The sequence below is a fragment of the Paenisporosarcina sp. P4_E4_2 genome (assembly GCF_056401595.1).
The window spans coordinates 1-12,458 of sequence record NZ_JBFUJC010000055.1 but is presented as its reverse complement, the minus strand read 5'-3'; the positions used below and the strand labels follow the sequence as shown (position 1 = coordinate 12,458).

The following is a 12,458-nucleotide window of genomic DNA, read 5'->3' as shown; positions in this document are numbered from 1 at the left end:
TTCCCATCWTGACCGTGGCATCCCAACATGAAATGAAACGGAGTCGTGAAGAACAACAAAAGGCTGTTACTTCAAATTAGAAAGATAATGGTTAGTGCTTACTTAAAAAACCCAAATGTGTATAGGGAGAGTTGTTCAGATTGCGGTCAACGTTTAGAGTCTAATGAAACATTTGAAGCCTATGGCAGAATTTATTGTGGACCATGCTATCAGTCCAACTAAGAGCTAGAATGATGAAAAAAAGAGTCCTGATCTGATCAGGACTCCCAAAGCAAATTGAATTAAGGTGTAACTCCAAGTTCTCTTAAAATATCATCTAATCTTTTACTCTTCACATGATTTGCAGGTTTTGGCGTGTTTTCTACATCTGGATTTACTTTTAAGTAGTTGGTTTTGACAAATCCGATGTCTGTTGCATTAACAATACCATCAAAGTTAATATCTGCTTCGCGTTTATTTGTGCCCCAAGCTTCTTGAATCGCCAGTGCATCGTAAATGTCGATTACTTGGTCTTGGTTTACATCACCTGCTACTGCTTCTTTGTTGTCAATGTACATATATTGCCCATACCACACACCGTTGCGTAAGAAGCCAACTTTTTGATTTTTTTGTATCGTAATAAAGTGCCCGGGTAGGTGTACTTCTTTGGTAAATAGTTGATCGGTTAACGGAAGCTTAGTCACAAGGAACTCTGGTTGGATTCTGCTATTTATAGTTGCATCGTAGACTTTACCCATAGCATCGGAAAAGATTACTTTAGCCCCAGCTTGAACCCAATCTTTTTTATCCCAGATGATAACTTGACCAGATGCATACTTTCTAAAACCTTCTGCTGTAAGGTAGCCAAATGCTTCAGAGAACGTAGGGGTGACGTTCCAAGAAAATGGTGCAAAGAAGGGATTGGTTGATGTGCCCGCTTCATTCACATAAGAAACCTTTGCATTAAATCCTGCTCTTGTAGTGTAAGCAGTATCTTTCACCTTAATAGTTACGTCTACAGCAGGGATTTTGCCAGAAACTTCTTTCGTAGACGCTACATCTAGTTTGATCGATGGTTTTCCATTCGTATAGGTAACGGTTACTGTTCCTTCACCAAACTCACTTAATGCTGCATTGGGTTTTGCCTCAACCACTTCTAGTTGAGTGCCAAACTTAGGACCATAAAAGTCAGAGTCTAACAAATTCCAAGTGGCTGACTTTAATTTTTTTACATTGTCCAGTGTGAGGGTAGTGGTAATCGTTTCCCCTAATGCGATCGATTTTTGTTTACTGGTTCCATAAGCAAATGGAGTATCTTCTTTAACAAAGTAGTAGGCTTTCCTTCCACCTATGTTCCCACCTCCATCAAATCCATCCATCTTAAAGCTTAGGACCGGAGTTTTTTCATCCATCGGTATTTCTTCTTTCCATTTTCCCGCTGCGTCCATACGGACAGAGCTAGGTACTGGACTGTTGAAGTACGACAAGAGCCGGTTTTTGGATTGGTCGACTGCCATCCCTGCTTGTTTTGCCGCTTCAATTTCTTTGTCATAGATTTGCACTTCAAATGGATAAGTAGTTTGACCTGGTTTGTACTCAAGGATCGGAGACTCTTGATCCAATGAGCTTGTAAAAGTAGGTAGATCAATATCTACTAATAGATCGAAGGATTTGGTAAGAACTTTGTCAGCCTCAGTAGTCGTAATCGTTTTCAGTTGGTATTGCCCCGGTTTTGCTTGTGCTTTTTCTGTAGAGATTCCATCGGCTGTAAACGGATAGTAGTTTCCATTAAACATAACTAGGAAATAGCTTGTATCGACGTTTTTTCCAACCAGATTGTGTCGTCCAACGAAACCAAGCTCTTGCCCAGATTTCCGGTCTACTAAGATCATGTCCATGGTTTTCATTGGTGTTTTCAAGTTCATTTGCGCAGATACCAAAGATTGTCTATTAAATTCGCCATAGTGATCATAGCGATAGTAGGCTGGGGAAAATATATTACTACCACCGATATCCAGTGTTTTGAAGTTGTCTTCCGCTGTACGAACACTAAATGGAATCCGATATTGCTCGGTTTGATCCTCTTGGTTGGTCACTAAGAGGTAACCTTCGTAAATTCCTTCAGCAGCAGCTTTAGGCACTTCGATGGTAACATGTAGACTTTCGGTAGAAGCTGGATCCACTGTTAAGGTTGGGTGGAATTTCACTTGTACCTGGTTGGCTACGGCATCTAGGCTACCTTTCACCGCTTGGAACTGAACGTTCAAATTGAAATTCTTTACTTTATCAGTTAGGTTTTGAAATTTCAACTTTTTGGTAACGCTAAGATCTTCACCTGCATAATGAGTGCCAAACGCAATGCCACCTGTTTTTTCTTTGATAGTAGTGATTCCATCAGCGTTAGGAACTAGGGTCGTATCCTGTACTTGAATCTTCATCCCCGTATGGACGGCTTGATAAGGATCCACGCGTCCTGCTCCCACTTCAAATACACTGTAGGAACCATTCAGTGGATCAGCGGTGTTCATCATGATTGTTTTTACATCTTCAGGCTGTAACGTTGGATTGACTTGTAATAAGAGTGCTGCTACACCAGCCGCATTTGGCGTTGCCATGGAAGTACCTGAGAGACGAGCATACGCATATTTGTAATCGGTTGGTGCGTCATGGTTCCCGATGTAAGCGGGTACAGAAGACAACACACTGACTCCAGGAGCGGTGACTTCTGGCTTGATGTCATAGGTTCTTTTGGSTGGTCCACGAGAACTGAAGTCAGCTAGGGTGTCCCCTTGTGTTTTGGTTACAGTTAAATTACTAAATGTGAAGGATTTATTTCCTGCAGTTAGTTGCTCCTTCACCTTGAGTCCATCCTCTTGAGTAAGAGAGAAAGTAGGAATAAAGTTTTGATTTTCTCCCAAGTAAGCAGGAATATGGCCAGGTTCGTTGTTATACATTAAGACAGCCGCCGCGCCATGTTGTTTCGCAAACTTCACTTTATCTGCAAATGCATATGTTCCCCGAGCAACGAAAGCGATTTTGCCATTCACATCTTTGCCCGTGTAATTCGCGTTACCACCAAGACCTACGTTTACTAGTTCTAAACTTTTCCCTTCTAGAGTAGATAGGTTATCAGTGAAGGATTTTGCCATGTTAAGCAGTTCCAGCCCACTGAGTGTTCCGATCGCCCCTTTCATGGACGAATGAGAAATGGATACATCACTGGCTCCAACGGTGAGAGCGAGTGCAGCAGTTCCAGGAGAGGCGAGAGTGTAAGAGTTAAGTCCTGAGTTACCCGCAGCCACCACGGCAGTGACATCACTTAATACCGCATAGTTCACGGCTGTACTCGTTGGATAGTATGGATCGTTAATTCCTGCTCCCAAGGAAATGTTAATGACATCCATGCCATCGGCAACGGCTCGGTCGATCCCCGCCATTACGGCTTCCGAAGTACCGCTACCATATGGTCCAAGGACACGGTACACATAGAGGTCAGCATCTGGAGCGACTCCTTTGACAGAGACTTCACTATCATTTTTAGCTTGACCGACGATGATTCCAGATACGTGAGTCCCATGCTCAGTGTAGTAGGAGATTCCGCTATCGAATTCCGCGTTACCTGACTTTTTCCAATCTGCGTAGGTGGTTTCCATCGGATCGTTGTCATTATCGACAAAGTCATAGCCACCTTTGAAGGCATCTATTAGATCAGGATGATTGTAGTCGACCCCTGAATCGATGACCCCTACTTTTACGCCTTTCCCTGTGATTCCTTCCGCATGAAGCTTGTCTACTCCTACAAGGGGAACACTAGCCGCTTGCGTCGAAGCGTTATTAGATTCTTCCTGTGCGATGGAAGGAGGCTCTACCGTAAAGGTGATATTTTTGTGTACGGATTGGACCACTTCCGATTTCATCAACGTCTCTACTTGGCTCGCAGGAAGGGTAAGAGCCACCCCGTTATAAGAAGTTTTGTAGGAACTGGTGATTTTATAAGAAGGTTCTGCACTTTTGACTTCTGAAGAAGAAGTGGCAGCAGGTAAGATTTTTTCCAGTTCACTTTGGAATGTGGAATGTTCTTGATCTACCTGTTCGTTGGCTTTTTGTTTGGTTACTTTTTTGCCTTTCAGAGCGGCCTCTAATACAGCTRCTTTTCCTGGCTTGGACTTAAATTGTACGATAACAGAAATATCTTTGTCTGATTTCAGATCTTCATCTGAAAATCCCTGTAAGCCATAGTTTTCTGTCATCTCGAGTTGGTTTAAGGCCGCTTGTTGTTCTGGGGTGAGCGATGCTAAGATTTGTTCTGCTGATTTACCAGTTGCACCCGAAACAGGTCCGATCCCGAACTGGACGGAGGAGAAAAGTAAACCCAATGATAAAGCAATGGCAGTTGAAGTTTTCGATGTTTTGCTATACCAACGATATTTTCTCTCTTTCATAGGCTCCCTCTTCTTGCTAAGAATTTGTAAAGATCGTAACGCGATAGAACTGAGAAAGTGCGCTTTAACAATTTTGATTTCAACAAAATTCCTCCTACATTTTTCAATTTGGCATTAGAGCCATCTTGCCCGAGAATATTATTTCTTCTAAATCACATTCCCTTCCATTCTGTCTGAAAATTATTACAATTCGTATTATACCTACTCTTAGAACAGTGTAAATTGGGGGAATTCCATGCGATTCCATTGACCCATTCAACTAAAAAATATTTTAAGTACGTGTCAATAAAGCACGAAAACCTGTGGAAAATAGCATATTTTCGAAGCTGGATGGGTGAAATTTTGTAATAAATTATCAAGTTATGAATGCAATACATTTTAACCTTGGGGGAAATGACTGAAAATTAAAACCATTCTATCAATTATTACAATTTTAATAGAATCAAATCGATAGATAGTACTAGGGACTCGTATCGAGGAATAGAAGTTTAACTAGGATATTTGTACCAAAAACACCATTCGTGATTAATAGAACTAACTGTCTATGAATGCTGCTTTACTCTGAATATAGATTACAATTAAGGGAAATTCTAAAAATCAATTAGTGTTAGGAGGATTTAGGGTGAAGTACTTTATGTATCAATACTTTAATCATTGCATGTGTCAAACAAAATTTCAGTAAGTGATGGGTAGTCGTTGCACCACCTAGTTCAACTGGCACTTCGATCTTATCAGCAAGGGCCTCAAAGCCAGAATCCTAATGGAGACTGCTGAGTTTAAAAAAATTGTAGATGAAATAGTTATTTCTAACGGAATGCAAAAAAGAGGTAGCTATTATTATTTAGAAAGTAAAGAAATAATGGTTGTACTTGTTAAACTTATAATAAAGCAATTGTTAATTAAAATAGCAAAAGGCATGACGAGTGAAATCTCGGCACACCTTTTTAAAAAGCTCAACTATATGAACTTCAAAATTCCCAAAGAAACTTTATGATACATTTTAATATACATATAAAAGATTTACTCTATAATGAGTAGATTTAATTCTCTATCGCGAGAAGTGCTATGGAATTCAAGTAACTGTCCGTTTGAGAATATGCTTATCTTTCAACAAATTGGTTCCAATAACTCCAATAATTATAAGAGCTGAGCCCACTATATGAAATAGATATATTTTTTCATTTAATATTACTCCTCCAGCAATAATAGAGACTACAGTAGACATATTGGAGAAGACACTCATTTGGGACGCTGATATTTTTGAGAGAATAAAATTAGATAATAATGACGTTACGAAAGATGCAAGAATCCCAAGAAATAAAATAGAAACAACAAAGTTTAAGTTAGTCAAAGGGATAAACATAGATTGTAAGCTCTTATTTAATATATGTTGATAAATTGCAATAGTGTTAAAAAAGAAGAAACCTATCCCTAACATAAAAAATGTTACATCTAACGGTTTAAAAGTTTTCAATAAAGAACGAGCCATTACTGTATAACCTGATAGCGATATACACGAAATCATCAGCAATGAAATACCTACCCAATTTGAGATGGAAACAGTGCCGCCTTTCATCGAAAAGATATAAAAAACACCAAAGACCGAGGTTAAAATAGAAAGCTTTTGATAAGCTGATGTTTGTTCTTTTAGAAAAAATGAAGCCAAAATTGTCGTTAAAATTGGTATGGTTGCAAAAAGTATCCCGGCTTCTGATGAAGGTACAGATTCAAGGCCAAACGCTTGAAAAGTAAAGAAAAAAGTCGGATAAAACAGGGTTAATGGTATTAATTTATAATATGACTTTATCCTTAAATCTACCTTTACAATTTTAAATATTACTAATAACAATACCGTTATGAAAGCAAAAGTAAAACGGAAGGCTAAGGTATCTATTGGGTTAGAAATATTAATAGCCGTTTTTGTGAATAAGAAAGATAAACCCACTATTACTGCATTTATACCCGCACATACGTAAGCCAAATAAAGCCCTCTATTCATATAACCACGTTCTTTCTTCATTAGTCTTAAATAAATTGTACCATTCCAAATATTGTCTGCACCCTCCATTAGTTTGAATATCATCTACGACTTTTGAATGGAAATCTACCCCTTTGACTGAATATCAACTAATAAGTAAGAGTTTTAAGAAAGTTAGTTGTAATATATTTATTAAATAATTCGGAAATTATTGAATTTATAATTCCATTATTATAGAATACATTCATAGATGAAGGAGGCACTCGGATGAATTTTCATTATTCCTCGCAACCAATAGAAACTATCTCGATAGAAGTAGAATCTTCACAAGTATGGGAGGTGATTCTTGGAATTACTGGTTTTACCCACACGCAACTAAGACATACTTTYGAGTTCGACGAAATGTGGGAGTCCAATCTGGATTCCATGTCTGAAATTCTCCTCAAGTATTTAGATGAAATAGAAAGAACTAATTTATGGTATGGATTAATCTTGCTTCAAGAAAGGTTTTCTGCAAAATCTATAACCGATTTTTCTCTCCAGCTTTCAGAAATGAATCCAAATGAATTTTATGAAACGGTTTTGCCTTATAAGGATCGAGAGATGGAACCAATGCGTAGAGAGATTTCTGCACAATACAAACAAGGCGATTCATTTGAGTCTTATGCGTCCTATTTTGATGACCATGCCTATCTCGGTGAATACATCCGTCATCTTGGTTCTTATTCATATCAAGAAATTTGCACTTTATTCATCAACCTTATGACTGATTGGTACACCTGGATACGCCAGAATGAAAAATGGGAAAAGTGGATTCGAACCTTAGATTTTGAGGAGAAGCAATATAATTCACTAGATAAGAACAACCCTATCGAAACAATCGAATTAATTACGGGTGGAGTATGGTATTTTCCGGAACCTTCTGTTTGGACAGTTAAATTGATTCCGCAGGTAATTTATCGCCCATGGACCCTAGAAGTCCGTACGCCTGACACAAAATTATATTTCTATCCTTTAAAAGAAGAGTATTTGACGGAGCCTGGAGTTCCTTCGGCAGAACTCATTCGGGGACACAAAGCATTAGGAGATGAAGTTCGGTTGAAAATTCTTTATCAGTTGGTAAAAGAATCTTCATCACTACAAGATTTAAGTTTACAGTTCAGCATCTCTAAAACCACTCTCCACCATCAGCTCTCATTATTAAAAGCAGCAAAATTTATTCAGGTTGATAAAGGAATCTATAAGGCAAATATGACCCGAATTAACGCTTTTTCTGAACGTCTAACTCAATACCTTGGGAACCCAATATAAAAAAGTACTCTAAATCATTTAAATCACTTTGGTTAGGTGAAGTCGTATCAGAATTTGGAGGAGCAGCTGGGGGGATAATTAATGGTTTGCTGCTTTATGAATTAACTGGTTCAAAGGAATGGATGGCGGCAATTTGGCTAGTCTACTTTATTCCTTCATTAATACTTCAAGGACTTAGTGCTCCATTACTGAACCACGTTGTGAAAGAGAAAATGCTTCGAAACATCCAGTTGATTCGTGCCAGTGCTTACTTTTTACCACTAGCTGGTTACTTAATGGATTCTGATTTTGGAATTATGGTTGGATTAGTTTTACTACAGTGCATTTTGGGATTGATGCAACCCATCTACGCCAGTCTTTCATTTGCTCTCATACCTGATATTTGCAAAGACGACGAGCTTGTTGATGCAAATGGATTATTGGACACCACACTGCGACTCATGATTATTATTGCTCCAGGTGTAACTTCATTATTATTGTTGTTCATTCCTATGGAATACATCTATGGAATCTCTTCGATACTGTTTTTGGCTAGTTTCTTGGCGCTTTCGCAAATACCACAGTCAAGCCAGAAAACGGTCGCCACGTGGACAAAAAAGTTTTGGTGGACTGAACTGAAAGAAGGTTATCGAACTTTTTTTAAATACCCAAATCTTTTACGACTAACGCTTCTTTCTTCGACAGTCCAATTTGCTGTAGGGGCAACAATGGTTTTAAGTGTTCCTTTTATACAAGGTGAACTTGAAGGACAGGATTGGGAATATGCTATTTTCAAAGGAGCTTTTCCTATTGGTTATGTTATTGGAATGTTAATTCTTACTAAAATACCGAAAACGGTTTTTACGATGTACCTTGGTTTGTTTGGAGGAGGTCTATCATTTATTCTCTTGTTTTTTGTCCATTCAGTACCCCTTGCATGGATATGTGAACTAATCGGTGGAATGTTATTCCCTCTTTTTAATGCTCAAAGTGCCGCTATTTTTCAGCGAGAGGCCCCTCGAGAACGCTTAACGCAACTTAGTGCAGTTCGCCTGTTTTTATTTAGGATAACAATGCCTCTAGGAATCGTGTTTGCCTCATCTGCATTATGGGATATCAGCACCCGTCTAACATACCTGATCATTGGAATGGTGATTGTTCTCCCTGCTTTGTTTTATCTTTTTATATCTCTATTAAAACAACATCATTTTCCAGAGCGAAGATTGGAATCATAACCAAGTAGCATAGACTAGCGATAACCGCGATCATACTCGTCACGGATCTACGCCCTTTAGTAAAAAAGCAATGCCTACTTTCAACACCGCAACTATTATTTAATTTTCGTTCAATGAATGATTAAGATTATTTTCCACTCTTTTATTTGAAACATAACTATGCAATATCATTCCAATGATGACGATAAAAATACCGACCCAGGAAATTGGAGAAGGAAGTGGTATAGATAGAAATATTAGTTCACCAGCTAATGCAAATATCACTTCCATTGATTGTGTTGCTTCAACTGCAGCTAACTTTTGCATATTTCCTCTTACCAAATCAGTAGCCATAAAAAATAAGACCGTGGCAATGACGCCTGAAAAAAGAGCTACCAATAACGATTGAAAGCTTTGTCCTCCACTTGGTAATCCTTCCGTAAAAAAGCCATACAAAGAAAGCAAAAGCCAAAATGGTAGACTTGCTAACGTCATTCCTAATACTCGTTGATATGCATCTAATCGCCCTTCACATACATCCATCATTTTGCGATTCCCTAAAGGATAGGCAAATGATGCGATTAGAATGGGGACAACTCCCAATAATAGATTTTCTAATGAAAGTTGCTTGGCATGTTCCATTTGCATTAGAACAATACCTAACAGAATAATCATTGACATGAAAAGACCCCTAAAGGCAACTTTCCTTCTAATCTGTAAAGGTCCATTCTTGGTTTGTATTGTTTCAAAAAATAACGGTGCAAGTAATGCACCTGAAATGATCGTAATTTGCCATGTACCAGCAATCAGCCAACCAGGTGAATACGCAGCTGCATAACATAAAGGTGCGTAAAATAAAACAAAGCCAACGAAGCTCCATAATATCCATTTTCCTGGTTGTTTTTGCATTTCTTTTATTAGTGCTAATAGATTTCTTCTCATTAGTACAATAGTCAAAAGAAATGGAATCATAAAAATGTACCGAAGTGAGGCACTCCATATCCAACTCCCGCCAGACAACTCCATGGATGCATTAAAAATAAATGTAAATGCAAAAAAGAAGGCAGCACAAATACCAATAAAAATGGACTTCAATGGAACTCACCTCGTCTCTCTATCATGTTTGGTTAGTAGTTCTTCAAGCATCCGATCTGTTGGTCTCCACAACCCACTAACTAAAAGTAGTTGCAGATTTCGAATTATGTATCTTGATATTTTTCTACCACTTTMCTAAACAGAAAACCTAATATTTGTTGAAAAAGCATACAAAACACAACGGGCATGGCAACTTTTGCAGGGAAAAAAGTGTTTGCAATAATAATACCAATCGGAAGATTATAAAAACAAGAGTCGTAACAATATGAGTTTCCATAATAAGTGACCCAAAGCTAAAGCGATTGCATATCTGGAACCAACCAGTAGGAAAACAACAAGAATAACAAGAAATAATTCCCCTGTGATTTCTTATAGTATGGTGCGACTGTACTGCTGTTTATCATTACAACAAAAAACAAACTGAATTTAGAAATTGGGACTTTGATAAAAGAGTGCTACAAACATTGATTTTATAATAGAGGATTTTGTGAGAAGGCTTGAACAAAAGGGAATAATTTAACTGGATAAAACAACGCAATTTATGTTCCCAATAGAAGAATAAAATAAGTAATTCCGTAAAAAGGAATTGCAATTGAAGTAATTATATACATTGTCATTTCGCCTTTAGAAAGTTTTCTTTTCCACTTAGTTAGCTTAAGTTGCCTACGATAAATAATGCTGGAAATGAATATTAATATAGAAGTTAATTCCTTTATGTTTTCTAAAATGGTGATCAAATAATCAGCTCCTTTAGGGTCTTGCAATAAATTGCCCTATTATATTAAATGATGAAATAACATAAAAAAGAATCTCATATTTAGAAAGCAAAATATGAGATTCCTTGATCAAAAAAGCCATTTTGAAAGATATTGGATTTAATTGCTATTTGATAACCTACTAAAAGGTAAAGCTTGGCCTTATGCCCTGGCTCACTATCAAACTCAATTTTCACAATCTTACCAGTAATTAAATGAAGATCTTTGTTCGGTATTAAGGTTTCGATAGTTTGTGCTTGAATTTTGCTGTTACTGTTACTGTCTTTGAAACTTGATTGTTCGCAATATCGGTTGCGACAACTGTAATTTCGTTCACACCATTATCAAGCAAAATCCGCTTCGAATACTTGCCATCAACAATTGCTGCCTCAAAACCATTCACTTGGACTGATTTGAGGTTGACATCTGAAACCGTCCCTTCGACTGTCACCGTTTCACGATTCGTCTTATCTCCGTTTTTCGGATTGTCGAGTGTCAGTTTAGGATTGATCGTGTCAAGCGTGATTGTAACTGGCGCAGATTTACCTGTTACTTTACCACCCATCTTCGACACAGCGATCATCTCATTTGCACCTTCAACAAATTCCATAGGGATAGCGAATTTTCCATCATCACCAACTAAAGTAGAACCTGCCTCTTTTCCGTTATTCATCAATTGGATTGTCGTCGTTGTGGACGCTACTCCTTCGATTACCCCTTTTTTTTCATTAGTACTAAAGCCTTGTACTGGAGATGTAATAACCGGTTCAATCACTTCATATATGACACGTGCACGGATCATGAAGTTTCCTTCGCTTGTAAGTGAAGGTGTCCATGAACCTGCATCAAATTGATAGTTTCGGTTAGAGTTCCGGGTATTTGTATCTGACGCAAGTCCAGGTGCATTCGTTCTACCCTGCGTCTGAACATAGACCATGTAGAAATCGCTATCAACTTCAATATTGTATTCTGTCAAATCAACGACTGTCCATGTACCGTCACGTTTTGCTTTCGCGCTAAATGGACCAGCCAGTTTCTTACCGGGTGCACCATCTGCACCTGTTGCATCCCACACCTCTACTGCAAAAGCAGTTCCACCAGGTCTAGGCCAACTCTCATCCGAGAAGCGGAAGATGCCATCGGATACGATTGCAGATTCTTTTCCAGCAGGAAGAGTCATTTTCACTCCCCAAGCATTTCCAGCTGCAAAAAACGCATATGCATTTTCTTCTGTTCCATCATCATAGCCAATTTCCCCACCTGGGTACGTATAATACGGCTCAAGCTCAAGATCCAGTGCCGTATCGTTGCCGATTGAAATGGTAGTTCTCTGACCACCGTAACCTCGTGCAAACACTACAAGCGTATAGTCCCCCTCATAAGCAGTGATGGAATAGTTACCATTTACATCTGTCACTACAGGTGTGATATTTGCATCTTCAAGGAGAAGTAATTTCACTCCTTCGATTCCATCACCTGTTGATTTGTCTGTAATTGTACCACTAACCGTTGCTTTTGGCAGTTCTTCTAATATGAAATTCGCTTGTGTCGATTTATCCGCCTCGATTTGAACGGTTTGTTCTTTAGATTGGAATCCGTAAGCTTCTGCTTTCGTAGTAAATGTACCTATGCCATGAATTAACGAATACTTCCCGTCAGCAAGGTTTGAATAGACTGAACGTCCTGTTTCAAGTACACTCACTTG

Annotated in this window: 8 protein-coding genes; 4 read left to right on the top strand and 4 right to left on the bottom strand. The window is 38.4% G+C overall.

Going from position 1 to position 12,458, the window contains the following annotated elements; genetic code table 11:
* Nucleotides 1-87: 87 nt before the first annotated feature.
* Nucleotides 88-222, top strand: coding sequence for an LIM domain-containing protein (locus AC1DSB_RS06465; RefSeq protein ID WP_477586155.1), 135 nt, complete (start codon nt 88-90; stop codon nt 220-222).
* A 59-nt stretch (nt 223-281) separates the two neighbouring features.
* Here AC1DSB_RS06465 and AC1DSB_RS06460 read toward each other — a convergent pair whose 3' ends face one another.
* Entirely contained in the window at nt 282-4,421 is a 4,140-nt protein-coding gene (locus AC1DSB_RS06460) for a S8 family serine peptidase (protein WP_477586153.1), read from the bottom strand.
* 760 nt (nt 4,422-5,181) lie between these two features.
* On the opposite strand from AC1DSB_RS06460, the gene AC1DSB_RS06455 reads away from it, so the two are divergent.
* Nucleotides 5,182-5,415 carry a hypothetical protein gene (locus tag AC1DSB_RS06455; protein WP_477532547.1) on the top strand — a complete coding sequence of 78 codons (234 nt, stop codon included), beginning with the start codon at nt 5,182-5,184 and terminating at the stop codon, nt 5,413-5,415.
* Nucleotides 5,416-5,493: 78 nt separating this feature from the next.
* Here the strand turns inward: AC1DSB_RS06455 and AC1DSB_RS06450 are convergent, their stop codons facing one another.
* Complete coding sequence (locus AC1DSB_RS06450; protein ID WP_477532546.1) at nt 5,494-6,489, bottom strand: DMT family transporter; 996 nt, start codon at nt 6,487-6,489, stop codon at nt 5,494-5,496.
* A gap of 177 nt (nt 6,490-6,666) precedes the next feature.
* Here AC1DSB_RS06450 and AC1DSB_RS06445 point away from each other — a divergent pair, with 177 nt between their 5' ends.
* Together AC1DSB_RS06445 and AC1DSB_RS06440 are read left to right on the top strand one after the other, a co-directional pair.
* Complete coding sequence (locus AC1DSB_RS06445; RefSeq protein ID WP_477532545.1) at nt 6,667-7,710, top strand: ArsR/SmtB family transcription factor; 1,044 nt, start codon at nt 6,667-6,669, stop codon at nt 7,708-7,710.
* Nucleotides 7,689-8,924 (top strand): MFS transporter, encoded by a 1,236-nt coding sequence (locus AC1DSB_RS06440; protein ID WP_477532548.1) that lies wholly within the window; start codon nt 7,689-7,691, stop codon nt 8,922-8,924. The genes AC1DSB_RS06445 and AC1DSB_RS06440 overlap by 22 nt, the downstream gene beginning before the upstream one ends.
* Nucleotides 8,925-9,023: 99 nt before the next feature.
* Here the strand turns inward: AC1DSB_RS06440 and AC1DSB_RS06435 are convergent, their stop codons facing one another.
* Together AC1DSB_RS06435 and AC1DSB_RS06430 are read right to left on the bottom strand one after the other, a co-directional pair.
* A complete protein-coding gene (locus AC1DSB_RS06435) occupies nt 9,024-9,998 on the bottom strand; it encodes a DMT family transporter (RefSeq protein WP_477532544.1) in 975 nt (324 codons plus the stop codon).
* A gap of 990 nt (nt 9,999-10,988) precedes the next feature.
* Nucleotides 10,989-12,458 (bottom strand): carboxypeptidase-like regulatory domain-containing protein (locus tag AC1DSB_RS06430; RefSeq protein ID WP_477586151.1); only part of this gene is annotated, 1,470 nt, incomplete at its 5' end.